This is a genomic window from Aeromonas sp. 30P, from assembly GCF_051919805.1.
GTDB lineage: Bacteria > Pseudomonadota > Gammaproteobacteria > Enterobacterales > Aeromonadaceae > Aeromonas > Aeromonas veronii.
Window position 1 is genome coordinate 3402722 of record NZ_JBQBEA010000001.1, and the last position, 25097, is coordinate 3427818.

The following is a 25097-nucleotide window of genomic DNA, read 5'->3' on the forward strand; positions in this document are numbered from 1 at the left end:
CGGGCTCAAGGATGGCATAAGCAGGTGTGCGCCTTGCGAGGGAGGCCGCGACCCCGTAGAGTGAAAGCCCATCCTGCCAGCACAAGGAGTTCGCATGTTTGATTTTGATCAGGAAGTAGACCGCAGTGGCACCATGAGCCTGAAATGGGACAAGTACAAGGGTCAGGATGTGCTGCCCATGTGGGTTGCCGATACCGACTTTGTCTCCCCCCCGTCCGTGATTGAGGCGTTGACCAAACGGGTCGCCCACGGCATTTTCGGCTATTCACGCCCCTCGCCGCGCCTGATCGAACTCATTATCGAACGGATGGCGACCCGCTATGGCTGGACAATCGAGCCCGAATGGCTGGTGTTCCTGCCCGGCGTGGTGCCGGGGCTCAACCTTGCCTGCAAGGCGTGGAGCCAGCATGGCCGCGGTATCATCACCCCCAAGCCGGTCTACTACCCCTTCCTGCAGGCGCCGGGCTTCAATGATCGTCCCCTGCTCACCGTGCCGATGATTGAAGAAGCCGGTCGTTGGGTGCTGGATCTTGAAGAGCTGGAGCGTCAGGCTCCCGCCGCAGATCTGCTGCTGCTCTGCAACCCCCACAACCCGGGCGGCACCATCTTCACCCGTGACGAGCTGCTGGCCATCGATGCCATCGCCGCGCGCCACAATCTGGTGATCTGTTCCGATGAAATCCACTGCGATCTGCTGCTGGATAAAAACGCCCGCCACATTCCCTACGGCGCCATCAGTGCGCAAGCGGCCGAGCGCTGTGCGGTGATGATGGCCCCGAGCAAGACCTTCAATATCGCCGGTCTCTGCTGCTCCTTCGCCATTATCCCCAACGCCCGTCTGCGCTTCAGGCTGCAACAGGCGATGCGCGGCATCAGCGCAGATGTCAACCTGCTGGGTTTTGTCGCCGCCGAAGCGGCCTATGAGGGTGGCGAACAGTGGCTGACCGAGCAGCTCGACTATCTGGCGGCCAATCTGGCCCTGATCCAGCAAGCGGTTGCACGCTGGCCCGGCGTCAAGCTGGCCAGCCATCAGGCGACGTATCTGGCCTGGCTCGATGTGAGCGCCCTTGGCCTTGCCGATCCCATCCCCTTCTTCGAGCAGGCCGGCGTTGGTCTCTCCCCCGGCGCCCAGTTTGGCGACGGTCAGTTCGTGCGGCTCAACTTCGGCTGCACCAGGGCACGACTGACCGACGCGCTGGCGCGGATGGAGCGGGCAATCCTCAAACACAGCAAGCCCTGATCAGCCAGCAACGGGATGGGCAAGCCCCATCCCTTTTCCCCGGTGTCATCAGCCAGCGGTCAACTCAGTCAACGGTCAATTATGTCTCTACGGATCTTGCATCACCTTCTGCTCCCCCTCTGTGCACTCTCTGCGCTGCTCCCCTTTGGCAGCCAGGCGCTGACTATCGGAACGGGCCCGCTCAACGGGGTCTACTACCCGACCGGTGGCGCCATCTGCCGGGTGCTCAATGCCGGCCATGCCCTGCATGGGGACAGCTGCACCGTGCAGAGCACCCGTGGCTCGATGGCCAACCTCAAGGCACTCGACAAGGGGGACGTACAGCTGGCGCTGGTGCAGTCCGATGTGTTGCACCACGCCCTGCACGGCACCGGCCCCTTCAGTGGGCAGGGGGCCAACAATGAGCTGCGCAGCCTGTTTCGCCTCTATCAGGAGTCGTTGACCCTGCTGGCCGCCCCCAATAGCGGCATCACCACCCTGGCAGATATCGAAGGGAAGCGGGTCTATCCGGGCAACAAGGGCGCCGGTGAGCAGATCACCAGCCAGGCCCTGATGGCAGCCATGGGATGGCAACCCGGGCAGTTTGCTGCCTATCAACTCAAGTCGGACAGCGAACCGCTGGAAGGACTCTGCGATGGCTCGCTGGATGCCGCTTTTGTGGTGGCCGGTCACCCCAGTCTGGCGGTCGGCGATCTAATCAGCCGCTGCAAGGTGCGCCTCATCCCCATCGAAGGGGAGCAGATCGACACGCTGCTCAAGCAGCACCCCTACTACCAGCGCAGCCGCATCGCCGCCAACCTCTATCCGGGGCAGACTACTGCCATCAACAACATCGGGATGAGTGCCGAACTGGTGGCGCTGGCCAGCCTGCCGGACCCCATCGTCCGAACCGTGCGCGATACCCTGCTGGCCCGGGTCAAACAGTTCAGTCGGCTGCATCCTGCCCTGAGCAAGGTGACCCCCGAGCAGTTGCAGGCGCAAACCGAGCTGCCCCTCCATGCTGGGATGTCGGATCAACCGCCAGCTCCCTTGTCACTGACTCCCGAGCAGTTAACAGCGGAACAGCTGACACCGGAGCCGTTAACACCAGCGCCATCGGCCTCGGAGGCGGCGCCCACGACAGAGCCGGTGAGTGCCGCCGACGGGACGACTGCCCCCCTTGAAGCGCCCTCTGACGCAACCGCCACCAGCAGTGCCGCAGTGGCAACAGAAGCCACAGAGGTTAATCCCTTGCCCGAAGAGGCACTTGAGGTCACCCCCGAACTCACTGCTACGCCGACCACTGAGGGTCAGAGCGTGGCCCCTTCGGCCGCAGCGTCAACGGTTCCATCACCATCGGCAGCCGCTTCGACTCAGTGGCCACAAAGCGCCTCTGCGGCAACTTCGTCGCAAGAGCAGGCAACCCAGCCTGCCAGCAGCGCGGTTGCTGACGAAACCCCACCGCAGGATAAAACCGATACACCTCCCTCCCCAGCCCCTAGCGCAGCCACCCCGCTGCAGCCCTGAGTGCTCAGCGCCCACAAATGCATCAGGGCAGCTTCGGCTGCCCTGATTGTTTACGCGCGTTCGATAGTGACGCAATTGAGAGCGGCACAGTCACCCCGATAGGCCTGCTCACCTTGCAGCCCCGCTACGGCTCTATCACCCGGGTCAGATAGGGATTGGGCTTCTGGATCTCCTCCTCCACCCAGTGCAGCAACTGCTTGATGGCCCGCGACAACACCTGATTCTGGCGCACCACGTAGCCCAGACTGGTACCGGGAAAGTCGCCGAGGCTGGTGACCGGCGCGGTGAGGTTGAGGCGCGGATGCAGGGAGAAGTCCGGCACGATGGCGACACCAAAGCCCGCCTCGGCCCAATCGAGCTGGGCGTCCACGCTGCCCACCTCCATGATGCGGCAGGGGGGCAAGGCCAGCAGCGGCAGGGACGGGTCGATCAGCGCCCGGGTGCGGGTGTCGTGACCGAGCAGGATCAGGGTCGGCTCATCGAGGGGATCGCTCTCTCCCGCCACCGCCCGCGCCTGCCAGCGGGCAAGGCCGTGCCCCAGCGCGCACCAGGTCACCTGTTGCAGCTCGGTATAGAAGAGCGGCTCGCTGCGCTTTTGCGCCATGACAAAACCCAGATCCGCCTTGCCCGCCTTGACCAGCTCGGCCGCCTGATCCGAGGTTGTGTTGAACAGGGTAAGGTCGATGCCGGGGAACTCCCGCTTGAAGCGCTGGAACGGCTGGATCAGCAGCAGGCGGGAGATAATGTCGCTGGCGGCAATGGCCAGCGTCCCCTGGCTGAGTTGGTTGAGGGCATTGAGATCGGACTGGCAGAGCTGCAACTCGGCGATGGTGCGCTCGGCGCTTTGCAGCAGTCGCTCCCCCGCCTGCGTCAGGCGAAATGGGCTGCGCTCGATCAGCCGCACCCGGGTCGCCTGCTCCAGCCGCTTGATATGCAGGCTGACATTGGGTTGGGTCATGTGCAGTTCGGTGGCGGTCTGGCCAAAATGTTGCAATCGGGCCAGGGTGACAAAGGTTTGCAACCAGTGAATATCCAGCATAAGAGTCCCTCAACCCGCGATGTGCGGGGCTTGCCAGGCAAAATCGGACGGTTTGCCGCTTAATTGGCCATGATTATATGGTTCTCTTATCGGAATTATAAAGATAATTAATTTTTCTAATCCACATCAGGCTCCTAGGATGGACGCCTAACGTCTTAGGAGAAAGAGTCATGTCGTCTATCGTAGTCGTAGGTGCTAACTGGGGTGATGAAGGCAAAGGCCGCATCGTGGATTATCTGGCAGGTCAAGCTGGCGCCAGCATTCGCTTCCAGGGCGGCAACAACGCTGGCCACACCGTGGTCAACGACCTTGGCACCTTCAAGCTGCACCAGGTTCCGAGTGGCGTATTCAACCCGGATTGCCTGGTTGTCCTCGGCCCGGGCATGGTGATCAGCCCCGAGAAACTGACCGTCGAGCTCGAGGAAGTCAAAGCCTCCGGCGTGACTCCGAAGCTGGCCATCTCTGACCGCGCAACCCTCTGCCTGCCGCTGCACGCACTGGAAGATACCCTGGAAGAGCAACGTCTGGGTGACGGCGCCTATGGCTCCACCCGTCAGGGTATCGCTCCTGCCTACGGCGATCGCGTGATGAAAAAAGCGATCCTGGTTGGCTGGCTGAAACAGCCGGACGTGCTGGTCGAGCGCATCCAGTTCATGCTGGACTGGAAACTGCCGCAGATGAAGGCTATCTACCCCTCCTTCGAATTCACCCAGACTGCCCAGGAGATGGCTGACTGGCTGCTGGAAGTCTCTGCACCCTGGATCGACGCCGTCTGCAACGTCAGCATGCCGCTCAAAGCACTGCAAGCTGAAGGCAAGACCCTGCTGTTCGAAGCCCAGCTGGGCGCTGGCCGTGACCTGATCTACGGCGAATACCCCTGGGTCACCTCCTCCCACGTATCTGGCGCTTACGCCGGTATCGGTGGCGGTCTGCCGGGTCTGCGCCCGGAGCGCGTCATCGCTGTGGCCAAGGCATTCAGCTCCTCTGTCGGTACCGGCACCCTGCTGACCGCCATGGAGAACCAGGACGAGTTCCGCAAGATCACCAATGAGTTCGGCGCTACCACCGGCCGTCCCCGTGATGTCGGTTACTTCGACGCCGTCGCCACCAAGAACGGTGTCGAGCTGCAAGCCGCCACCGAAGTGGCACTGACCAAGCTGGACTGCCTGACCGGTCTGCCGGATCTGAAGATCTGCGTGGCCTACGAAGGTGCCCACACCGAAAACCCGATTTGGCCGCAAACCGCAGCCCTGAAGCCGGTTTACGAGCAGATGGAAAGCTGGAGCGAAGACATCACCGGTTGCCGCACCTTCGAAGAGCTGCCGCGCGCTGCCCAGCAGTACGTGCTGCGCATCGAAGAGCTGCTCGGCGTACCGGTTCCGATGGTTTCCGTCGGCCCGGGCCGTGACGAGATGATCCTGCGCTAAGCCTCACCTCTTATCGTCAAACAAAAAACCGGCATCCCTGATGCCGGTTTTTTTATGGCTGCTATTTACCTTATCGCCATAAAAGCCACCCAAAGGCTCAATTAACTCACCAATCGACCTCACATTGAGCCGTTCTGCAACAAAATCCTGTCCCACCCTCGCTAAAGTGAACCCGTTACCACACGAGGAGTCACCCGATGAAATTGCTCAAACAGAGTGCCCTGTTGCCACTGCTCTGCCTGACGGCCATGCCAGCCTTTGCCATGACCCTGAAGAGCACGGACATTCACGAAGGCCAGTTGATGGACAAACAGTTCAGCTTCAACGGCTTTGGCTGCAGCGGCGACAACCACTCGCCCCAACTTAGCTGGCAGGATCTGCCGGCAGGCACCAAGAGTGTTGCCATCACCGCCTATGACCCCGATGCCCCTACCGGCAGCGGTTGGTGGCACTGGCTGGTGGTTAACCTGCCTGCCACCCAGAGCGAGCTGGCCAGCAATGCCTCCGGCAAGCTCAAGCAGGGATTGGAGATCCGCACCGACTTTGGCAGCCAGGGTTATGGCGGCCCCTGCCCGCCCGCAGGTCACGGCATGCACCGCTATCAGTTCACCGCCTGGGCCCTGCCCCATGATCTCGAGGTAAAGGCTGATACCCCGCCCGCTATGGTAGGCTACATGCTCAACAACATGGCGCTCGGCAAGGCCACCCTGACCGCCACCTTCGTCACCCCCTAGGAGCCAACCGGATGAGCACTCCCCTGCTGCAACAGAGCCACTATCTCGGGATCCGCCAGCAGCCCCTGCATCGGGTGCTCATCTACGCCCCGACCCTCATCTGGGTCACCCAGGGGAGCAAGCAACTGTGGTGGCGCGAGCAGCGTCTGTCGTTTGACAGGGAGCGGTGGCTGCTGATCCCGGCAGGCCACCAGCTCACCTTCGTCAATCAGCCGGAGCAGGGCAAATTTCGCTCCCACGCCATCACGCTGCTCACCCCGCCACCACCAGAATGGCTGGCCGAGTCAGCCCCTTCCCACGCCGATCTGGAGGAACCCGCCGTCAAGGTCACCCCCGGGCTCGCCTTCTGCTTTGAACTCATCAGCACCATGGCCGAACGGGGACTGAGCGAAGCAACACAGGCCGAACTGCTGCGCGGCTTCTATGCCGAACTGCGGGCCGCCAACGCCCTCGGGTTACTTTTTCCCGCCAGCACCATGACCCTCGCAGAGCGGCTGGCACGCTACCTGGCGGTGGAACCCGGCATCGACCACACCCTGGAGGCGGTGGCCCCCCACTTCTCCATGAGCCGCGCCTCCATGGTGCGCAAGCTGGCCGCCGAAGGTCGCAGCTTTCGCCAGTTGCTGGCTCAGGTACGCATGAGCCACGCCCTCAACCTGTTGCAACAGGGCCTGACCCCGCTGGAGGTCGCCCTCGCCTGCCCTCCCCCAGCCGCTTTCGCCTGCGGTTATGACTCCCCCAGCCGCTTTGCCGCCCGCTTCAAACAGGAGTTTGGCCTGACGCCCCACCAATACCTGCACACCTGCCCATCCACCCTGCTCAGTCACGCCAGATAGTCGATATGTAACTTCTCCGAAGAGAGTTGCTGCCAGCAGTTGTATATCCTTGGGCTGCGCAATGAATGGCAACATCCATCATGCAAAAGACCTCCATCCGGAGGCCTTTCTGTTTTCACTCAAGTTGCACTCACACAATACCCACCACACGGCAGGTACGGGCTAGTCTTAGCCGTTCGTGAGCGGCAAAGAGAGGCGTTTGGCCAGTGCCTGGAAGTGCTGGCTCACCTCAGCCCCGAACAGGGGGTCGCCAATGGCGCGGTTCTGCCAGTTTTGCTCCAGATGACGCCAGTCATCCTCGGTCAGGGAGTCACGCAGATGGGGGAAGATCACCCCCTCTTCATAGTTCATGTGTGCCTCTTGCAGCTCCACGAAGCGCTCCAGCTTGGTGGTGAACTGATCGAGGGGGATCACCGCATCCATCAGGATCATCTCCACCATCTCCTTGAGATCGGCCCCGGCTTCCAGCAGCTTGACGTGCTCCTCCTGCAGGCGGTTGGCGACCTCACCCTCCACCACCCGATATTTCAGGTAGTAGTCATAGATGAGGTCTTCCTTGGGATGGTGGTACTTGTCGGAGACCTCCCGCAGGTAGTCGATGACATCGCGCACCAGAAAATAGCTGATGGGCTCTTCGGCACGGATGGCTGCCAGCTTGTGCTTGAGCAGCTCCAAAAGTCGGGCGATGTTGAGATGGTCCTTGTGCAGACTGGATAACATGGGCACTCCTTGGCTCTGAATTAATCTTATGTCCCTGAGTATACGGTCATTTGTCGCCCGAACTTTGCACTCAATCAAGTGGGATGCAGACAGATTTCCACTCTATCGGACTCTTGCCCTGTTGTTCCAGCAAGCGATTGGTCTCGCTAAAGTGACCGCAACCGATGAAACCGCGGTGGGCAGAGAGTGGGCTCGGGTGCGGCGCGGTCAGCACATAGTGGCGCTGGCGGTCGATGAAACGTCCTTTCTTCTGGGCGTGGGCACCCCACAGCAGGAACACCACGCCCTGACAGCTGGCATTGATCTGCTCGATGACCCGATCGGTAAAGGTCTCCCATCCCAGATGGGCGTGGGAATGGGCCTGACCGGCTTGCACCGTCAGCACAGTGTTGAGCAGCAAGACACCCTGTTTGGCCCAGGATTCGAGAAAGCCGTGATTGGGTGTGACGAAACCTGGCAGGTCACGCTGCATCTCTTTATAGATGTTGACCAGTGAGGGAGGCGTACGCACGCCGGGCAGAACGGAGAAGCAGAGCCCGTGCGCCTGATTGGGGCCGTGGTAGGGATCCTGGCCCAGGATCACCACCTTGACCTGATCCAGCTCGGTAAGCTTGAAGGCATTGAACACATCGGTGGCTGGCGGGTAGATCACCTTGCCCGCTTCCCGCTCGGCTCTGACAGTTGCCAGCGTACTCTTGAAATAGTCCTGCTCTTTCTCAGAGCCAATCACATCACTCCAGGTCAGCACCCCGGCCTCCTCACTTGATACGGCGAAGGGCTCAGGATAGGGGGCCAGCCCGCAAGACGCAACCGTGGCTCACGCTTTCCAGAGCCTGGCTAGGCGCCCTGAGCGCTCCAGCTTGCGCAGCCCGGTATTGAACAGCAGCATCAGACGGCGCGCCTCTGGATCAGCCTTGCGCATCAGCAGGTATCCCGGTTGCGACCAGATGGGGTCGGCGGCACCGGTCAGTGACAGCGATTGGGGATGACGAAAGAGCGCCTGCTGGAACAGAGTCTGTGCCACCTGCTCATCCATCACCAGATAGTGGATCCGCCCGTCGAGCAGCTTGCCCATGCTCTCCTCATCGGAATCTGACCACTCGAGGGTGAGACCGGCTTGGCGGGCGGCAAAACCATCGCCATAGAAATAGCCACGGGTCACCCCGACCGGCTCGTGTTTCAGCTCACCCAGATTGACCGCGGGCGTACCGGTCAGCGTCATCAGGCGAGTGGTGAAATGGCCGAGCGAGGCGGAGAGATAGAAAAGCTGCTCCCGCTCGCGGGAGCGAAACCAGGGCATGGTGACCACATAGCGCCCCTCCAGAATCAGTCGGTAAGCCTCGGCCCAGGAATAGAAGTGAAAGCTGACATCGAGCCCCTCTTCGGCAAAGGCCTGGCGCACCACCTCACAGAGAAAGCCCTGATTGGGCAACGACTCACTGATATAGGGCGGCCACTCGCCCACAGCAATACGCACCGTCTCGGCCCGCACCGCAACACTGCTTGCCCAGCAACAGCACAGGGCGAGCCATACCCACTTCGCCACCCATTATTCACCCGGCACTCTCCTCGTTTTTTTGCTGAGTGTAGCCAACCCCTCAATTAACCTCAGAAAAAAGCCTAAAAGATGTAGTTAAATTACTAGATTGGCGAGATAAAAGATGCATAATTTGGATATCTTACAAAATCAGAAAAATGACCTATTTTTGATTCAACTCAAGAATTTAATCCCATTGAAATGGCGCTTTGTCGGATTTTCTTGATCTAGATCAATTTTGGTAATATTACCACCGTGGTATATATGACCCCATCAAAGAAAAGGTGTAAGGCAAGGGCCCTTTAAGTCATCGCCATCGACGGTAGCTTAAATACATCAGGGTAATTTCCTTACAGTTGGATTCGCGTTCCCATTGAGGAGTCATACCATGATCAAAGGCATTCAAATCACCCAGGCCGCCAACACCGCTCTGCTGAACTCTTTCTGGCTGCTGGACGAAGAGAAGCAACAAGCTCGCTGCATCTGCGTCAAAGGCGATGCTTTCGCTGCCGATCAAGAAGTGCAACTGGCTGACCTGGGTCAGTTCGAATACCGCGAACTGCCGGTTCAGGCTGAGCCTGCTGTTGAAGGTGGCCAGCACCTGAACGTCAACGTGCTGCGTCGCGAAACTCTGGAAGATGCTATCGAAAACCCGGAGAAGTACCCGCAGCTGACCATCCGTGTATCTGGCTACGCAGTGCGTTTCAACGCCCTGACCCCGGAACAGCAGCGTGACGTGGTTACCCGTACTTTCACCCAGAGCCTGTAATCAGCGCCCTGCAGTGAAGAGCTGATACTTGCGGTATCAGCACAAAAAACGGCCAATCGGCCGTTTTTTTATTGCCCCCGCACCAGCCAACGCTGTCGTGCGGGGGAAACAGCGCTTACGCCCTGTCCGCTTCCAGTTGCCCGACCTTGCCGCCGAGCACTGCATCCATTTTCTTCTCGTCCAGCTGCTTGCAGTATTTGGCGACCACCACGGTGGCAACCCCGTTACCGATCAGGTTGGTCAACGCCCGCGCTTCGGACATAAAGCGGTCGATCCCCAGGATCAGCGCCAAACCAGCCAGTGGCAGATGGCCCACCGCCGAAATGGTCGCTGCCAGCACGATAAAGCCGCTACCAGTCACCCCCGCAGCCCCTTTCGAGGAGATCAGCAGTACCACCAGCAGGGTGATCTGTTGGAACAGATCCAGCGGCGTATTGGTAGCCTGGGCGATAAAAATCGCCGCCATGGTCAGATAGATGGAGGTGCCATCCAGGTTAAAGGAGTACCCGGTCGGAATGACCAGCCCCACCACCGATTTCTGGCAACCCAGCTTCTCCATCTTGTCCAGCATCCGCGGCAGTACCGACTCGGAAGAGGAGGTCCCCAGCACGATCAGCAACTCCTCACGAATGTAGGAGATGAAACGCAGGATGCTAAAACCCGAGGCTTTAGCGATGCTGCCCAGCACAATGAAGATAAAGAAGAGGCAGGTGAGATAGAAGCAGGCAATAAGCTGGCCCAGCTGTACCAGTGAACCTACTCCATATTTGCCGATGGTAAATGCCATTGCCCCGAATGCACCGACCGGCGCCAGTTTCATTATCATATTGATAATGCCAAATATGACTTTGGAGAAACTATCGATGACGCCGAAAATAACCTGTCCCTTTTCACCAATATGATGCAGGGAGAAGCCAAACAGCACCGCAAACAGTAACACCTGCAAGATATTACCGCTGGCAAAGGCACCGATCACACTGCCCGGAATAATATCCAGTAAAAAGGCGATAATGCCCTGGGATTTGGCCTGCTCCGCATAGGCGGAGATGGCGCTGGCATCCAGCGCAGCCGGATCGACGTTCATACCGGCACCCGGTTGCAGCAGGTTGACCACGCACAGCCCGATAATCAAGGCGATGGTGCTGACTACCTCGAAGTAGAGCAGAGCAATGGCGCCGGTCTTGCCGACCGCCTTCATGCTCTCCATCCCGGCAATGCCGGTAACCACGGTACAGAAAATAACGGGGGCGATGATCATCTTGATCAATTTGACGAAGCCATCACCGAGGGGCTTCATATCGGCGCCCAGTTCCGGATAGACATGCCCCAGAAATACCCCGAGGGTAATCGCGAGCAATACCTGAAAATAGAGGCTGCTAAATAGTTTCTTTCGCATTATTAACGTCCTGTTAATTTAATTGCACATTGTTATGGCAGCAATAAACATGCAGATAGCCGGACGAGATATCTGCGTACCTCACCCGATCCATGCTGTTTCTGCATTACTACGGTGACCACTTTACATGTAATAAAAAACAATTAAGAGACATTAATCACACAACAAAATTAACATCATTAACACCACGACAACCAATAATTGTTTGCTCGCAGATTAATTTGAGTCTTCAACTAAATATGGCAGATATAAAAATGCCCCGCATTGCGGGGCATTTTTATCAGGCATGACAGCGTCGGGATCAGGCCGAAGTATCGAGGGGTTCGAAGCCCTTGATCAGGTCATCGATGGCCTTCATCTGTTTGAGGAAGCCTTCCAGCTCTCCAGCGGCAGGGCACTCGGGCCATCGCAGCGAGCAATTTTCGGATCCGGGTGGGATTCGATAAAGAGACCGGCCAGACCGACCGCCATGCCGGCGCGCGCCAGCTCGGTCACCTGTTCGCGACGACCACCGGAGGCGGCACCCAGCGGATCACGGCACTGCAGGGAGTGGGTCACGTCAAAGATCACCGGATAGCCACCGGTGCTCTTCTTCATCACGCCCAGACCCAGCATGTCCACCACCAGGTTGTCGTAGCCGAAGTTGGCACCGCGCTCGCACAGGATCAGCTGGTCGTTGCCGCACTCCTCGAACTTGTCGGTGATGTTCTTCATCTGGCTTGGGCTCAGGAACTGCGGCTTCTTGATGTTGATAACGTTGCCGGTGCGGGCCATGGCTTCCACCAGATCGGTCTGGCGTGCCAGGAAAGCGGGCAGCTGGATAACGTCAACCACCTCGGCGACCGGCTTGGCCTGATGGGGTTCGTGCAGATCGGAGATGACCGGCATGCCGAAGGTCGCTTTCAGCTCCTGGAAAATCTTCATCCCCTCTTCCAGACCCGGACCGCGGTAGGAGTGGATGGAGGAGCGGTTGGCCTTGTCCCAGCTCGCCTTGAAGACAAACGGGATGCCCAGCTTGCTGGTCACTTCCACGTACTTCTCGCACACCGCCATCGCCATGTCGCGGGATTCCAACACGTTCATGCCACCAAACAGCACGAACGGTTTGTCATTGGCAACGTCGATCTGGTTGATCTTGATATTCTTCTGTTCCATCTAAGACATCCTTAATAAAAGGGCCTGAAGCCAAGTTACTCCGTTGCAGCCGAGCGCAGCGGCCTTGATATTCTTCTGTTTCAACTCCAAGACATCCTTAATAAAAGGGCCTGAAGCCTAGTTAATCCGTTGCGACCGGACGCAGCGGCCTTGATATTCTTCTGTTTCAGTTTCAAGCCGCCCTTAATGGAGGGGCTTGGGGCTCAGATCCAGCGCAGCCAGCTGCACTTTCAGCACATCAGCGACCGGATCGTCCGGGCATTGTTCAATAAAATATTCAAAATCGTCGGCGGCCTGGCGCGGGCAATCGAGCTGCTCGTAGATAAAGCCGCGATCCCGCGTCTCCAGCGGATCGCCAGGCTTCATCCGCAGCAACAACTCGCTGCAACGCAGCGCCTCGGGCATGCGATCTTCCCGCAGCAGGGCCCCCTTGCTGACGTTGAGCAGCCGTTCGATGATCTCCCACTGACCGGAGGGCTGCAGGTAGTCGGGGGTCAAGGTCGCCAAGTCCCCCAGCGCACCGCGCAGCAGCAGCTCGATGCGGGCCAGACTCAGCTCGTCGCCGGTAAAGGGGTCGACATAGACCTCCCCCTCGCCACCGGCAAAGCTCACCAGGAAGTGGCCGGGGAAGCAGATCCCCTCTACATCGAGCCCGAGCTTGCGCCCCAGCTGGATAATGAGAATGCCGAGGCTGACCGGGATCCCCTTGCGCTGAACCAGCACCTGATTGAGATCGCAGTTGTTGGCAGAGAAATAATCCTGCCAGTCGCCATGAAAACCGAGGCTGTGGTAGAAGCCCTGCAGCAACTGCTGGCGCACCTCGTCGCAGGTGCCCTCTTCGATCTGCTCGTCCAGCCACTCGTCCAGCAGGTTCAACTCGCGCATCCCCTCCTCGACCGAGCCATAAATTTCGTCACTGACTGACAACGCCAGCTCGGTGATGTCGTGGGCTTCGAAATCGGTCCATTCGTCTATGTGTAACATTCTCTTCATGCCTTAGCCGAACACACTCGTCTGTTTGAGCACTGCCAACTTGGCAATAAAGTAGATCCAGCCGAGCGCCCCCAGAAAGGAGCACCAGCGCACCAGATTGCTTTTGGCCAGCCGCAGCGCCATCGCCGCCAGAAATACCAGCACCAGAATGGCCATCAGCTTCTCGCTGAGCCAGGGCGTTCCGTTATTGAGCGGGTTGAGATCCAGCACCATGCAGAGCAATACGCCGGAGAGCACCACCAGACCGTTGAGCCAGCCGCTGACCTTCATCACCGGCGCGCTGTAAGCTCGGCCAGTGGCGGTCTGTACCCAGTAGAAGCGGAGCATAAACATCAGCACGGCCCCGGCAATCAGGGTGAGGTGCAGGTGTTTGAGCACAAAAACCATATTCAATCCTTGCATGGGGGCGCACAGGCAACCCGCCGTGTAACAGTAAGGGGCTGTCAGCGCAGCGGGCAGAGGCCCAGCGTCACCCTGTCGTTATCCCCGTAATCACGCACCGTGGCTACCTCACGGTAGCCGCCATCACGCAGCAACTGACGCACAGCCTCCCCCTGATCCCAGCCATGCTCCAGCAGCAACCAGCCATCGGTCAGCAGATAAGCGGGAGCATGGGCCACGATGTGGCGGATATCAGCCAGCCCGGCGTCATCGGCAACCAGCGCCGAGCGGGGTTCAAAGCGCACGTCACCCTGCTCGAGATGGGGATCGGCGCCATCAATATAGGGGGGATTGGAGACAATCACCGCAAAACGTGGCGTATTGTCGCGATCCGGCTCGCCAAGGGGCTCGAACCAGCTGCCATCGCGCACCTCGATGGGCAATCCCAGCGCGGCGCTGTTCTCGCGGGCCAGCGCCGCGGCATCGGCCATCCGATCCACCGCCCACACATCAACCTCGGGCCGCTCGGACTTGAGCGCCAGCGCGATGGCGCCGGTGCCGGTGCCGAGATCCAGCACGGCGCAAGGCCCTTGCGGGATTCTGGTCAGCGCCTGCTCGACCAGCACCTCGGTATCGGGGCGCGGGATCAGGGTCGCTGGGCTCACTTTCAGCGGCAGCGACCAGAACTCCCGCTCGCCCACCAGATGGGCGATGGGTTCGCCGTTGAGACGACGAGCCAGCCACGTCTGCAGGGTGGCCTGCTGGGCGGCATCCAGCTCACGCTCGGGCCAGGTCATCAGATAACTGCGACGACACCCGAGCAGATGACAGAGCATTACATCGGCATCGGCGCGGGGGGACTCCCCCTCAGCCAACACAGTCATGATATGGGCGCGGGCCTGCTGGATCTGCATCAGTGCCACTCCACCTTATGGGCAGAACACTTAATGCGAGCTTGCCGGATCACCATTTGCATCAGTTGTTCTCGGCCAGCGAGGCGAGCTGATCGGCCTGATACTCCTGCACCAGCGGGGTAATAACGCAGTCCAGATCCCCTTCCAGAATTTCGGAGAGGCGATAGAGGGTCAGGTTGATGCGATGCTCGGAGAGGCGACCCTGCGGGTAGTTGTAGGTGCGAATGCGCTCGGAGCGATCGCCGGAGCCCACCAGATTGCGGCGGGTGCTCTGCTCGGCGGCGCGGTGGCGCTCATCCTCGGCCGCTTGCAGGCGGGCGGAGAGCACCGACATCGCCTTGGCGCGGTTCTTGTGCTGGGAGCGCTCGTCCTGACACTCCACCACCAGACCGGTCGGCAGGTGGGTGATGCGGATGGCCGAGTCGGTCTTGTTGACGTGCTGACCACCGGCACCGGAGGCGCGGAAGGTATCGATCTTCAAGTCGGAAGGGTTGATCTCGATCTGCTCGGCTTCCGGCACTTCCGGCAACACGGCGACGGTACAGGCGGAGGTGTGCACCCGGCCCTGAGATTCGGTCTCCGGCACCCGCTGCACCCGGTGACCACCGGATTCAAACTTGAGACGGCCATAGACGCGCTCGCCGTCGATCTTGGCGATCACCTCCTTGTAGCCACCGTATTCACCGTCATTGCAGCTGACGATGGAGACACGCCAGCCCTGACGCTCGGCAAACCGTGAATACATGCGGAACAGGTCACCGGCAAAGATGGCCGCTTCGTCACCACCGGCACCGGCGCGGATCTCCAGATAGCAGTTGTTGTCATCCTTGGGATCCTTGGGCAGCAACATCAGTTGCAGCTCCTGCTCCAGCGCCTCCAGATTAGCCTTGGCGAGCGGCAGCTCCTCCTGCGCCATCTCGCGCAGGTCGGCGTCATCCTCTTCCAGCATCATCTGGGTGGTCTCCAGATCATCCTGAGCCTGACGGTAACGCTGGAAGGCGTGAACGATATCTTCCAGCTGGGCATATTCGCGGGTCAGGGCGCGGTAGCGATCCTGATCCGAGACCACGTCTGGCTCGCCGAGCATGGCCTGTACTTCTTCGTGGCGCTCGATGAGGCCTTCCAGCTTTCTGATCAGTGACGGATTCATAACTCTTGCATTCTCAATGGAGGACGGGACAACCGGCAGGTTGCCCGAAAATTATGGCTCTTGTGACAACCCCAGCGCCTGCCGCAAGCGGGAGAGCTCGCTCTGATCCCCCTGGGAGGCAGCCTGGCGCAACGCCTGGGTCGGCGCGTGGATCAATTTGTTGGTGAGGCGATGGGCCATCGCCTTGAGCGCCTGTTCGGCACTCTCGCCCTGCGCCAATGCCAGCAGGGCCCGTTGCAACTCTTCATCAGCCACTTGCTGTGACTGATGGCGGTAATCGCGAATGAGGTCGACCGAGCTCTGGCCGCGATACCAGCCCATAAACTCGTCGCGCTCTTCCTGCACGATCACCTCGGCCTGTGCGGCAGCCCGTTTACGGGTTTCGAGGTTCTGCTCGATGATCCCCTGCAAATCATCCACCGTGTAGAGATAGGCATCGGAGAGCTCATCGACTTCGGCTTCGATGTCGCGCGGCACGGCAATATCCACCAGAAACATGGGCTTGAAGCGGCGGGCCTTCAGCGCGCGCTCCACCATCCCCTTGCCGATGATGGGCAGTGGGCTGGCGGTCGAGCTGATGACAATATCCGCCTCGTGCAGATAGTCGGGGATCTCTTCGAGCGTCATCACCTGGGCACCGAATTCGGCCGCCAGGGTCTGGGCACGCTGCAGGGTGCGGTTGGCCACCATCATCTTGGTGACGTTCTGCTCGCGCAGATGACGGGCCACCAGTTCGATGGTCTCCCCCGCCCCGACCAGCAATACCTTGGTCTGGGAGAGATCGGAGAAGATCCGCCGACCCAGGCTGACGGCGGCAAACGCCACCGACACGGCACTGGCGCCAATCTCGGTATCGGTACGCACCCGTTTGGCCACCGAGAAGGATTTCTGGAACAGCCGCTCCAGCGCCCCCTTCACCGACTCCGCCTGCTGGGCATGAGCGTAGGATTGCTTGATCTGCCCCAGGATCTGCGGCTCCCCCAGCACCAGCGAATCGAGCCCGCACGCCACCCGCATCAAGTGGCGCACCGCCTCTTCATCGTGATGCTGATAGATGGCAGTGACCAGTTCGGCCGCGTCCAGCCCGTGGAACTGTTGCAGCCAGCGCAGCACTTGCTCCTGCCGCTCCTCCTCCAGATTGCAATAGAGTTCGGTCCGGTTGCAGGTGGAGACGATCACCGCCTCGCTGACACCGGGTTGGCTCACCAGCTCACGCAAGGCGCGATCGATGCAGTCCGGGCCAAAGGCGACCCGTTCCCGCAAGGCGACACTGGCGGTGTTGTGGTTGATTCCGAGGGCAAGCAAACTCATGAGTGGGCGACGATCATTTCATACGCTGGGTGCAAAGGCTGCCAATTGTACGAGAAAGGGTAAGTCTTTAAAAGCAATACGGCCGCCCCGTATACTGTGGCAAATTCCTCTCTCTGGAGCCGTCCCTTGCTGCTACGTATTTTTACCCTCACCTGCCTGCTGTTGCTGGCCGGTTGTGCCACCACCCAGCCCCAGCGTGACCAGGTGAACTGGAACCAGGAGCGGGCCCGTCTCGAGCAGCTGACCCATTGGCAGCTATCCGGCAAGATGGCCATCATCACCCCCCAGCAAAAGGGCAGTGCCCGCCTCAACTGGCAGCAGGATGGCGATGATTATCGCCTCAACCTCACCAGCCTGATTGGCACCAGCATTCTGGAGCTCTCCCGCAGCAAGGGGGAGATCACCCTGCTCGACAGCGACGGCAATCGCCACCAGAGCCAGGATGCCGAAGCGCTCATCTATCAACTGACCGGCTGGAATATTCCGGTTGCGGGATTGCCAGAGTGGATCAAGGGGCTGCCAGGTCAGGCGGAGTTTGAACTCAACCCCGACAGCAGTCTGGCCAGCGTGCGCGACGGCCAGTGGCAGATCGTCTATGGCGATTATCGGGATCAGGATGGCTACCGCCTGCCGCACCAGCTGACCATGACCGGCCAGAACAGCCGCCTCAAGCTTCAGATCAACCAATGGACTCTTGCACGTTAATGGCTTCCACACGCTGGCCGGCACCGGCCAAACTCAACCTGTTTTTACACGTCAATGGCCGTCGTCCCGATGGCTATCACGAGCTGCAGACCCTGTTTATCTTCCTCAACCACAGCGACTGGCTCGAGTTTGAGGTGATACCAAATAGCGACACCCTCACCCTGAGCCCGGCCATTCCCGGGGTGCCGGATGAGCAGAATCTGATTATCCGGGCGGCACGCCTACTGCAGACAACCCTGCCGAGCCCGCAGGGGGCCCATATCCGGCTGGAGAAAGTGCTGCCCATGGGCGGCGGCATTGGCGGCGGTTCGTCCGATGCAGCGACCACGCTGGTGGCGCTTAACCACCTCTGGCAAGCGGGTTTGAGTGAAGATGAACTGGCAGCGCTCGGCGTCCAGCTGGGGGCCGATGTGCCGGTGTTTGTCCGTGGCAAGGCGGCCTTTGCCGAAGGAGTGGGCGAGCGGCTGCAACCGGTCGAACTGCCCGATGCCTGGTATCTGGTGCTCAAGCCCGATTGCCATGTGGCGACCGCGGCCGTATTCCAGGATCCGGACCTGCCGAGAGCCACGCCGAAAATGTCGCTGGACAACCTGCTGGAAGGCGAGTGGAAAAACGATTGCGAATCACTGGTGAAAAAGCGCCACCCCGAGGTTGCCAATGCGCTCGGCTGGTTGCTAGAATACGCGCCGTCAAGAATGACGGGCACAGGAGCCTGCGTCTTTGCTCAATTTGAAGACGAAGTGACTGCTCGGGAAGTGTTGGCCTGCGTGCCGAAGGGACTTGATGGGTTTGTCGCCAAGGGCGAGAACATATCACCTCTCTTCTCCACATTGCAACAGTTCAAATGATTGGGGTATCGCCAAGCGGTAAGGCAGCGGGTTTTGATCTCGCCATTCCTAGGTTCGAATCCTAGTACCCCAGCCAATTTTACCGAACGGTATTGATGATGATTAACGTGGCCGGTTTTGCACTCGGCCACGGATTCGGGTTACCGGTATCATCACATTCATTGGGCAGCAGACACCTTGTACGTTATCTTGATAAATCGTTTGCCCCAAAACGATAGGGTCTGATTTCAGACTCCCCCACATACTGGATGCAACCCCGAGGTTTCAAACCGTGCCTGACATGAAGCTGTTTGCTGGTAACGCAACGCCGGAACTAGCCCAGAAGATCGCAGATCGCCTGTTTATCAAACTCGGCAATGCTGCCGTAGGTCGCTTTAGCGACGGCGAGATCAGCGTACAGATCAATGAGAATGTACGTGGTGGCGATATCTTCATCATTCAATCCACCTGTGCCCCGACCAACGACAATTTGATGGAATTGATCGTCATGGTGGATGCTCTGCGTCGTGCTTCAGCTGGCCGTATCACTGCCGTTATCCCCTACTTTGGTTATGCCCGTCAGGACCGCCGTGTCCGCTCCGCCCGTGTACCCATCACCGCCAAGGTTGTCGCTGACTTCCTCTCCAGCGTCGGTGTGGATCGCGTGCTTACCGTTGACCTGCATGCCGAGCAAATTCAAGGTTTCTTCGACGTTCCGGTAGACAACGTGTTCGGTAGCCCGGTGCTGCTGGAAGACATGAAGTCCAAGAACCTCGAGTCTCCTGTCGTTGTCTCCCCGGACATCGGTGGCGTTGTGCGTGCCCGCGCCATCGCCAAGCTGCTGGATGACACCGACATCGCCATCATCGACAAGCGCCGTCCCCGCCCGAACGTCTCCCAGGTCATGCACCTGATCGGTGACGTTGCCGGCCGCGACTGCATCATCGTTGATGACATGATCGACACCGGCGGCACCCTGTGCAAAGCCGCAGAGGCCCTGAAAGAGCGCGGTGCCAAGCGTGTATTCGCCTACGCCACCCACCCGGTCTTCTCCGGTTCCGCCGTCGAGAACATCAAGAACTCCGTGATCGATGAACTGATCATCACCGACTCCATCCCGCTCACTGCGGAGATGAAAGCGGTAGGCAAGGTCAAGCAGCTGACGCTGTCAACTGTACTGGCCGAAGCCATTCGTCGCATCAGCAACGAAGAGTCCATCTCTGCCATGTTTGAGCATTGATAGATTCAGCAATAACGAAAACCGCCATCAGGCGGTTTTCGTCTTTCTGGACCTTCTCTTTCCAACTTTCTGCTATCTGGTACGACCCTGCCCCCGGCAGGCTTAAGGATTTACCCATGAATTGCTTGCGTCCCCTCCTGCTCGCGACCCTTACCTCCGCCCTGTTCGCCTGTCAGCCCGCCAAAGAGAACCCGCCCTTCGTGCTGACCTTGGCTCACATGAACGACACCCACTCCCAGTTTGATCCGGTCAATGCCGAGATCAAAGGGCAGATCTTTGCCCAGCAGGGCGAGACGGACACCCTCTATACCCGCTTTGGCGGTTATCCGCGCCTGCTGACCATGGCGAAAGCCTATCAGGCCGATGCGCTGGCCAAGAACCAGCCCTTGCTGCTGCTGCACGGCGGTGATGCCTGGCAGGGCAGTGGCTACTTCAAACTCAACGAGGGGATGGCCAACGCCGAGTTGCTGAGCCAGTTCGGCCTCGATGCCATGGCGCTGGGCAACCACGAGTTCGATCTGGATAATCAGAAGCTGGCCCGCTTCATCGAGGGGGTCAACTTCCCGGTGCTGGCCGCCAACCTCGACACCAAGGCCGATCCGGCCCTCAGCAAGGCTGACAACCTCAAACCCTTCGTGGTCTACGCCTTTGACGGCAACCAGAAGAGTCCGGTCACCGATCTCGACAACCTGCCGCAAGGCAAACAGCTGGTCGCCATCATCGGTCTGGTACTGGAAGACATGGGTAATATCGCCCCCAACGTCGGCAAGCTGCGCTTTGGCAAGGAGGTCGCCTCGGCTCAGGCCACGGTCGACATGCTGCAAGCCAAGGGGATCCACCAGATTGTGGCGCTCACCCACATCGGCAACGAGCGGGATCTGGCGCTGGCCGCCAAGGTAAACGGCCTCGATGCCATCGTCGGCGGCCACTCCCACAGCCTGCTCGGCGATTTTCGCAACATTGGCTGGGGCAAGACCGGCGATTACGCCAAGCTGGTGACCAATCCGGATGGCATCGGCAAGACCTGCGTGGTGCAGGCGGGCTCCTACGCCCAGGCCATCGGTCTGGCACAGGTGACCTTTGACAGCCAGGGTCAGGTGACAGACTGCCAGGGCCACAACAGCCTGCTGGCCAGCCGCGACTTCTTCGCCGATGCGGCGCGCAAGCAAGCACTCGACGAGACCCGCAGCAAAGAGGCGAGCCAGTTTGTCGACAACCAGCCCAATCTGGTGACCGTGGATGAAGACCCGCGCCTGCGCGGCATCATCGACAGCCACTACAAACCGGCGCTGGAGAAAGCTTATGGCCCAGTGATCGGCACCATCCCCGAGCAACTGCAAAATGCCCGTCGTCCCGGTGACAACGGCAGCGACAGCCACGGCTCAGATGTAGCGCCGCTGGTTGCCGAAGGGGAGTTCTACTGGGCCAATACCCCAGCAGTGCAAGCCCTGACCGGCGGCCCGGTCGATTTTTCTCTGGTTGCGGTGGGCGGCGTGCGCGCCGACCTGCCTGCTGGCGAATGGCGTGAGGGGGATAGCGCCCTCACCCTGCTGCCGTTCAAGAACCAGCTCTCGGTGCTGACCCTGACTGGCGCCGAGGTGCGCACCCTCCTGACCGAGACCATCACCGCCACCCTGCCCGCCAGCGCCCATGCCGGCAAGTTCCCCTATGGCGGCCACCTGCGTTACACCTTCCAGGAGACCGACGCAGGCAAGGCGGGCACCCTGACCCAATTGCAGCGCAAGACCGCAAGCGGCGAGTGGCAAGATCTGGTGGATAGCCAGCACTATCGGGTGGTGATGAACGCCTACAGCGCCAACGGCAACGATGGCTGGCAGGCACTGGCCAATGCCCAGCGCCACCAGAGCGAGCGAGTCGATATCGCCAGCGTCAATGGCAAGCTGACCGCCTTCCCGGTGCTGAAGGTGGCACAAAACGGCGAGCTGCTGAGCGCTGTCTATGCCCCGGGCCAGCCCCTCGATTGCAAAGCCAGCGGCGTGGATTGCGGCACCGATGCAGCTTCTTTCGTGGAGTATGTGCGCGATGCCCGTCCCACCCTGACAGCACTGGATGAAGAGACCGTCACCCTGCTGCGTACCAAATAACGACGGTAGTCAACCGGGCACAATCCATCGGTAAACTGAAACGGGCCTCTTGCAAGAGGCCCGTTTGCCCACCGTTAGCCACCCATTGGCCGCAATAATGCTGCAAATCCCGCCATAACATGCGCATTGGTTGAGTGATCGCCACTCGGCGGCTAGAATATTGCGTCCTATTGCCCTGGGTAGTGTGCCCACGGCAGCTGCGAGCGAAGACATCAAGCGTGACAAGCGAAATCAAACTGATCGTCGGACTGGGCAACCCCGGCCCGGAATATGCCAAGACCCGCCACAACGCGGGCGCCTGGTATGTGGAGCAACTGGCCCGCTGGCACAATGTCAGCCTGCGTGAAGAACCCAAGTTCTTCGGCCATACTGCCCGCATCCTGGTCGAGGGGCAGGATGTGCGGTTGCTCATCCCGAACACCTATATGAACCTCTCTGGCAAGGCGGTGGCCGCACTGGCGCGTTTTTATCAGATTGAACCGGAAGCGATTCTGGTGGCCCATGACGAACTGGATCTGCCGCCTGGCATCGCCAAGTTCAAGCAGGGCGGTGGTCACGGTGGCCATAACGGCCTCAAGGACATCATCGCCAAGATGGGCAACAACAATAACTTCTTCCGGCTGCGTCTCGGGATCGGCCATCCCGGTAGTAAAGAGCAGGTGGCAGGCTTCGTCCTGACCAAGGCTCCCAGCAGTGAACAGAACCTGATCGACGCCGCGCTGGACGAGTCCCTGCGCGCCACCGACATCCTGTTCAAACAAGATATGACCAAGGCCATGAATCGCTTGCACAGCTTCAAGGCGGAAAAGGGTTAGGTCGGTTTGACCCTGTACGGGCATTGTGCCGGTACATGAGCGACGACCAGAACAAGCATGACATGGGCCGCCTGCGGGCGACCCCCAACAGCATCCATCAAGTAAGGTAACAATCCATGGGTTTTAAATGCGGTATCGTGGGCCTGCCCAATGTAGGTAAATCCACCCTGTTCAACGCGCTGACCAAGGCCGGTATCGAAGCCGCCAACTTCCCGTTCTGCACCATCGAGCCGAACACAGGTGTGGTGCCGATGCCGGACCCGCGCCTCGATCAGCTGGCTGCCATCATCAATCCGCAGCGCGTTGTGCCGACCACCATGGAATTCGTGGACATCGCCGGCTTGGTTGCCGGCGCCTCCAAGGGTGAAGGTCTGGGTAACCAGTTCCTGGCCAACATCCGTGAAACCGAAGCGATCGGCCACGTTGTGCGCTGCTTCGACGACGAGAACATCATTCACGTTGCCGGCAAGGTCTCCCCTGCCGACGATATCGAAGTGATCAACACCGAGCTGGCCCTGTCGGATCTGGACGCCTGCGAGCGTGCCATTCACCGTCAGTCCAAGCGCGCCAAAGGCGGCGACAAGGATGCCAAGCTGGAAGTGGAAGTGCTTGAGAAGATCAAGGTTGCACTGGAAAACGGCCAGATGATCCGCGGCATGAAGCTGGACAAAGAAGAGCTGGCCGCAGTCAGCCACCTCAACTTCCTGACCCTGAAACCCACCATGTATATCGCCAACGTGGCGGAAGATGGTTTCGAGAACAATCCCTATCTGGACAAGGTGCGTGAAATCGCCGCCGCCGAGAACGCGGTCGTGGTCGTGGTCTGCTGCGCCATCGAAGCCGACATCGCCGAACTGGACGATGAAGATCGCGCCGAGTTCATGGCTGACCTTGGCATCGAAGAGCCGGGCCTGAATCGCGTTATCCGCTCCGGCTACCAGCTGCTCAACCTGCAGACCTACTTCACCGCCGGTGTGAAAGAGGTACGCGCCTGGACTATTCCGGTCGGTGCTACTGCCCCGCAAGCGGCTGGCAAGATCCACACTGATTTTGAAAAAGGCTTTATTCGCGCCCAAACCATCGCCTTTGAAGACTTTATCAACTACAAGGGTGAGCAAGGCGCCAAGGAAGCGGGCAAGATGCGCGCTGAAGGGAAAGATTACATCGTCAAAGATGGCGATATCATGAACTTCCTGTTCAACGTCTAATCCCATGACAGGCCAGCATTTGCTGGCCTGTTTTTTATCTGCCATTGCCCCGGCAATAATGGCAATGTCTTAAAAAAAACCAGATTGTTGGGCTTTTGCGCAACAGAGACCAATAACTGGTCAAACGCACTCAAATTGCGTTTTTCTGGCAAAAAAAGGGTTGACGCCCCAGAGCCAGATACGCATAATTCGGCCCGCACGGTGACGAGGTAACGACTCACCGGAAGCAAGGTTGGCTATGTAGCTCAGTTGGTTAGAGCATCGCACTCATAATGCGGGGGTCACAGGTTCGAATCCCGTCATAGCCACCATCTCTAGTTGGGGTATCGCCAAGCGGTAAGGCAGCGGGTTTTGATCTCGCCATCCCTAGGTTCGAATCCTAGTACCCCAGCCATTTTTAAAAGTTCTTTGCCAGTCTCGCGACTGTTGAGGAACGCTGTTGGGGTATCGCCAAGCGGTAAGGCAGCGGGTTTTGATCTCGCCATCCCTAGGTTCGAATCCTAGTACCCCAGCCATTTTTAAAAGTTCTTTGCCAGTCTCATGACTGTTGAGGAGCGCTGTTGGGGTATCGCCAAGCGGTAAGGCAGCGGGTTTTGATCTCGCCATCCCTAGGTTCGAATCCTAGTACCCCAGCCATTTTTCTGTTCTCTTCCACATCAGTGGTTGATAACAAACGGCTATGTAGCTCAGTTGGTTAGAGCATCGCACTCATAATGCGGGGGTCACAGGTTCGAATCCCGTCATAGCCACCATTATTTCTGTTGGGGTATCGCCAAGCGGTAAGGCAGCGGGTTTTGATCTCGCCATCCCTAGGTTCGAATCCTAGTACCCCAGCCATTTTTCTGTTCTCTTCCACATCAGTGGTCGATAACAAACGGCTATGTAGCTCAGTTGGTTAGAGCATCGCACTCATAATGCGGGGGTCACAGGTTCGAATCCCGTCATAGCCACCATTAATATTGCGGAAGTGGCGAAATTGGTAGACGCACCAGATTTAGGTTCTGGCGCCCTAGGCGTGAGAGTTCGAGTCTCTCCTTCCGCACCATTAATAGCAGTACCAAACAGACCAGCTCACGCTGGTTTTTTTGT

The 25097-nt window shown here is 59.3% G+C and carries 21 protein-coding genes, 9 tRNA genes and 2 pseudogenes; 21 read left to right on the plus strand and 11 right to left on the minus strand.

The window, feature by feature from the left end; translation table 11 throughout:
• Window positions 1-94 precede the first annotated feature (94 nt).
• The gene (locus ACTG2B_RS15740; protein ID WP_439996367.1) at window positions 95-1240 is read left to right on the plus strand and encodes a MalY/PatB family protein; all 1146 of its coding nucleotides are present in this window, start codon (window positions 95-97) and stop codon (window positions 1238-1240) included.
• A gap of 81 nt (window positions 1241-1321) precedes the next feature.
• Window positions 1322-2746 (plus strand): TAXI family TRAP transporter solute-binding subunit, encoded by a 1425-nt coding sequence (locus ACTG2B_RS15745; protein ID WP_439996369.1) that lies wholly within the window; start codon window positions 1322-1324, stop codon window positions 2744-2746.
• A gap of 124 nt (window positions 2747-2870) precedes the next feature.
• Here the strand turns inward: ACTG2B_RS15745 and ACTG2B_RS15750 are convergent, their stop codons facing one another.
• On the minus strand, window positions 2871-3785 hold the full coding sequence (locus tag ACTG2B_RS15750; protein WP_042658174.1) for a LysR family transcriptional regulator: 915 nt from the start codon (window positions 3783-3785) through the stop codon (window positions 2871-2873).
• 170 nt (window positions 3786-3955) lie between these two features.
• Between ACTG2B_RS15750 and ACTG2B_RS15755 the strand changes: the two genes are divergently transcribed.
• From ACTG2B_RS15755 to ACTG2B_RS15765, 3 genes are all read left to right on the plus strand, one after another.
• Entirely contained in the window at window positions 3956-5212 is a 1257-nt protein-coding gene (locus ACTG2B_RS15755; RefSeq protein WP_005347796.1) for an adenylosuccinate synthetase, read from the plus strand.
• Window positions 5213-5409: 197 nt separating this feature from the next.
• A complete protein-coding gene (locus ACTG2B_RS15760) occupies window positions 5410-5946 on the plus strand; it encodes a YbhB/YbcL family Raf kinase inhibitor-like protein (RefSeq protein WP_127005875.1) in 537 nt (178 codons plus the stop codon).
• An 11-nt stretch (window positions 5947-5957) separates the two neighbouring features.
• The gene (locus ACTG2B_RS15765; protein WP_439996371.1) at window positions 5958-6782 is read left to right on the plus strand and encodes a helix-turn-helix transcriptional regulator; all 825 of its coding nucleotides are present in this window, start codon (window positions 5958-5960) and stop codon (window positions 6780-6782) included.
• Between the two features lie 168 nt (window positions 6783-6950).
• On the opposite strand, the gene ACTG2B_RS15770 is transcribed toward ACTG2B_RS15765, so the two are convergent.
• The 3 genes from ACTG2B_RS15770 to ACTG2B_RS15780 all read right to left on the minus strand — a co-directional run bounded on the left by ACTG2B_RS15770 (window position 6951) and on the right by ACTG2B_RS15780 (window position 9048).
• On the minus strand, window positions 6951-7502 hold the full coding sequence (locus ACTG2B_RS15770; RefSeq protein WP_005362195.1) for a hemerythrin domain-containing protein: 552 nt from the start codon (window positions 7500-7502) through the stop codon (window positions 6951-6953).
• 70 nt (window positions 7503-7572) lie between these two features.
• Window positions 7573-8250 carry a uracil-DNA glycosylase gene (gene ung / locus ACTG2B_RS15775; RefSeq protein WP_005353881.1) on the minus strand — a complete coding sequence of 226 codons (678 nt, stop codon included), beginning with the start codon at window positions 8248-8250 and terminating at the stop codon, window positions 7573-7575.
• Between the two features lie 69 nt (window positions 8251-8319).
• A complete protein-coding gene (locus ACTG2B_RS15780; protein ID WP_439996373.1) occupies window positions 8320-9048 on the minus strand; it encodes a substrate-binding periplasmic protein in 729 nt (242 codons plus the stop codon).
• Window positions 9049-9427: 379 nt separating this feature from the next.
• Here ACTG2B_RS15780 and grcA point away from each other — a divergent pair, with 379 nt between their 5' ends.
• The gene (grcA, locus tag ACTG2B_RS15785; RefSeq protein WP_005334936.1) at window positions 9428-9808 is read left to right on the plus strand and encodes an autonomous glycyl radical cofactor GrcA; all 381 of its coding nucleotides are present in this window, start codon (window positions 9428-9430) and stop codon (window positions 9806-9808) included.
• A 115-nt stretch (window positions 9809-9923) separates the two neighbouring features.
• On the opposite strand, the gene ACTG2B_RS15790 is transcribed toward grcA, so the two are convergent.
• The 7 genes and pseudogenes from ACTG2B_RS15790 to hemA all read right to left on the minus strand — a co-directional run bounded on the left by ACTG2B_RS15790 (window position 9924) and on the right by hemA (window position 17108).
• Complete coding sequence (locus ACTG2B_RS15790; protein ID WP_204482816.1) at window positions 9924-11204, minus strand: dicarboxylate/amino acid:cation symporter; 1281 nt, start codon at window positions 11202-11204, stop codon at window positions 9924-9926.
• Window positions 11205-11505: 301 nt separating this feature from the next.
• Window positions 11506-12359 (minus strand): annotated as a pseudogene (gene kdsA / locus ACTG2B_RS15795) (3-deoxy-8-phosphooctulonate synthase).
• Window positions 12360-12542: 183 nt separating this feature from the next.
• Window positions 12543-13343, minus strand: a complete 801-nt coding sequence (locus ACTG2B_RS15800; protein WP_005334938.1) for a SirB1 family protein — start codon at window positions 13341-13343, stop codon at window positions 12543-12545.
• A gap of 12 nt (window positions 13344-13355) precedes the next feature.
• Window positions 13356-13739, minus strand: coding sequence for a SirB2 family protein (locus tag ACTG2B_RS15805; protein WP_005334939.1), 384 nt, complete (start codon window positions 13737-13739; stop codon window positions 13356-13358).
• A 56-nt stretch (window positions 13740-13795) separates the two neighbouring features.
• Window positions 13796-14647 (minus strand): peptide chain release factor N(5)-glutamine methyltransferase, encoded by an 852-nt coding sequence (gene prmC / locus ACTG2B_RS15810; RefSeq protein WP_439996375.1) that lies wholly within the window; start codon window positions 14645-14647, stop codon window positions 13796-13798.
• A gap of 61 nt (window positions 14648-14708) precedes the next feature.
• Window positions 14709-15797 (minus strand): peptide chain release factor 1, encoded by a 1089-nt coding sequence (gene prfA / locus ACTG2B_RS15815; RefSeq protein WP_005353897.1) that lies wholly within the window; start codon window positions 15795-15797, stop codon window positions 14709-14711.
• A gap of 51 nt (window positions 15798-15848) precedes the next feature.
• A complete protein-coding gene (gene hemA, locus ACTG2B_RS15820) occupies window positions 15849-17108 on the minus strand; it encodes a glutamyl-tRNA reductase (protein WP_005362209.1) in 1260 nt (419 codons plus the stop codon).
• 126 nt (window positions 17109-17234) lie between these two features.
• On the opposite strand from hemA, the gene lolB reads away from it, so the two are divergent.
• From lolB to ACTG2B_RS15895, 15 genes and pseudogenes are all read left to right on the plus strand, one after another.
• Complete coding sequence (lolB, locus tag ACTG2B_RS15825; RefSeq protein WP_069526375.1) at window positions 17235-17813, plus strand: lipoprotein insertase outer membrane protein LolB; 579 nt, start codon at window positions 17235-17237, stop codon at window positions 17811-17813.
• Window positions 17813-18683, plus strand: a pseudogene (gene ispE, locus ACTG2B_RS15830) (4-(cytidine 5'-diphospho)-2-C-methyl-D-erythritol kinase). Before lolB ends, ispE begins: the two are co-directional and overlap by 1 nt.
• Window positions 18663-18737: transfer RNA gene (locus tag ACTG2B_RS15835), tRNA-Gln, on the plus strand. Before ispE ends, ACTG2B_RS15835 begins: the two are co-directional and overlap by 21 nt.
• Window positions 18738-18932: 195 nt before the next feature.
• On the plus strand, window positions 18933-19880 hold the full coding sequence (locus tag ACTG2B_RS15840; RefSeq protein WP_005343846.1) for a ribose-phosphate pyrophosphokinase: 948 nt from the start codon (window positions 18933-18935) through the stop codon (window positions 19878-19880).
• Window positions 19881-19996: 116 nt separating this feature from the next.
• Complete coding sequence (locus ACTG2B_RS15845) at window positions 19997-21985, plus strand: bifunctional metallophosphatase/5'-nucleotidase (RefSeq protein WP_042082594.1); 1989 nt, start codon at window positions 19997-19999, stop codon at window positions 21983-21985.
• Window positions 21986-22203: 218 nt separating this feature from the next.
• Entirely contained in the window at window positions 22204-22800 is a 597-nt protein-coding gene (gene pth, locus ACTG2B_RS15850) for an aminoacyl-tRNA hydrolase (RefSeq protein ID WP_058059203.1), read from the plus strand.
• A 116-nt stretch (window positions 22801-22916) separates the two neighbouring features.
• Window positions 22917-24008, plus strand: a complete 1092-nt coding sequence (gene ychF, locus ACTG2B_RS15855) for a redox-regulated ATPase YchF (RefSeq protein ID WP_005353921.1) — start codon at window positions 22917-22919, stop codon at window positions 24006-24008.
• A gap of 234 nt (window positions 24009-24242) precedes the next feature.
• A tRNA-Met gene (locus ACTG2B_RS15860) sits at window positions 24243-24319 on the plus strand.
• Between the two features lie 8 nt (window positions 24320-24327).
• Window positions 24328-24402, plus strand: a tRNA-Gln gene (locus ACTG2B_RS15865).
• A gap of 46 nt (window positions 24403-24448) precedes the next feature.
• A tRNA-Gln gene (locus tag ACTG2B_RS15870) sits at window positions 24449-24523 on the plus strand.
• A 46-nt stretch (window positions 24524-24569) separates the two neighbouring features.
• Window positions 24570-24644: transfer RNA gene (locus ACTG2B_RS15875), tRNA-Gln, on the plus strand.
• 39 nt (window positions 24645-24683) lie between these two features.
• Window positions 24684-24760, plus strand: a tRNA-Met gene (locus ACTG2B_RS15880).
• A 10-nt stretch (window positions 24761-24770) separates the two neighbouring features.
• A tRNA-Gln gene (locus ACTG2B_RS15885) sits at window positions 24771-24845 on the plus strand.
• A gap of 39 nt (window positions 24846-24884) precedes the next feature.
• Window positions 24885-24961 (plus strand) — tRNA-Met (locus ACTG2B_RS15890).
• Window positions 24962-24969: 8 nt separating this feature from the next.
• Window positions 24970-25053: transfer RNA gene (locus ACTG2B_RS15895), tRNA-Leu, on the plus strand.
• Window positions 25054-25097: the final 44 nt, after the last annotated feature.

What these genes read in the sequence shown, in the direction of transcription:
- ACTG2B_RS15750 (WP_042658174.1), bottom strand. Translation starts at nt 3,785, where the DNA reads ATGCTGGATATTCACTGGTTGCAAACCTTTGTCACCCTGGCCCGATTG.
- prfA (WP_005353897.1), bottom strand. Translation starts at nt 15,797, where the DNA reads ATGAATCCGTCACTGATCAGAAAGCTGGAAGGCCTCATCGAGCGCCAC.
- ACTG2B_RS15755 (WP_005347796.1), top strand. Translation starts at nt 3,956, where the DNA reads ATGTCGTCTATCGTAGTCGTAGGTGCTAACTGGGGTGATGAAGGCAAA.
- ACTG2B_RS15800 (WP_005334938.1), bottom strand. Translation starts at nt 13,343, where the DNA reads ATGTTACACATAGACGAATGGACCGATTTCGAAGCCCACGACATCACC.
- hemA (WP_005362209.1), bottom strand. Translation starts at nt 17,108, where the DNA reads ATGAGTTTGCTTGCCCTCGGAATCAACCACAACACCGCCAGTGTCGCC.
- ACTG2B_RS15740 (WP_439996367.1), top strand. Translation starts at nt 95, where the DNA reads ATGTTTGATTTTGATCAGGAAGTAGACCGCAGTGGCACCATGAGCCTG.
- ACTG2B_RS15770 (WP_005362195.1), bottom strand. Translation starts at nt 7,502, where the DNA reads ATGTTATCCAGTCTGCACAAGGACCATCTCAACATCGCCCGACTTTTG.
- ACTG2B_RS15790 (WP_204482816.1), bottom strand. Translation starts at nt 11,204, where the DNA reads ATGCGAAAGAAACTATTTAGCAGCCTCTATTTTCAGGTATTGCTCGCG.
- ACTG2B_RS15845 (WP_042082594.1), top strand. Translation starts at nt 19,997, where the DNA reads ATGAATTGCTTGCGTCCCCTCCTGCTCGCGACCCTTACCTCCGCCCTG.
- ychF (WP_005353921.1), top strand. Translation starts at nt 22,917, where the DNA reads ATGGGTTTTAAATGCGGTATCGTGGGCCTGCCCAATGTAGGTAAATCC.
- ACTG2B_RS15765 (WP_439996371.1), top strand. Translation starts at nt 5,958, where the DNA reads ATGAGCACTCCCCTGCTGCAACAGAGCCACTATCTCGGGATCCGCCAG.
- ACTG2B_RS15745 (WP_439996369.1), top strand. Translation starts at nt 1,322, where the DNA reads ATGTCTCTACGGATCTTGCATCACCTTCTGCTCCCCCTCTGTGCACTC.
- prmC (WP_439996375.1), bottom strand. Translation starts at nt 14,647, where the DNA reads ATGCAGATCCAGCAGGCCCGCGCCCATATCATGACTGTGTTGGCTGAG.
- grcA (WP_005334936.1), top strand. Translation starts at nt 9,428, where the DNA reads ATGATCAAAGGCATTCAAATCACCCAGGCCGCCAACACCGCTCTGCTG.
- ACTG2B_RS15760 (WP_127005875.1), top strand. Translation starts at nt 5,410, where the DNA reads ATGAAATTGCTCAAACAGAGTGCCCTGTTGCCACTGCTCTGCCTGACG.
- ACTG2B_RS15805 (WP_005334939.1), bottom strand. Translation starts at nt 13,739, where the DNA reads ATGGTTTTTGTGCTCAAACACCTGCACCTCACCCTGATTGCCGGGGCC.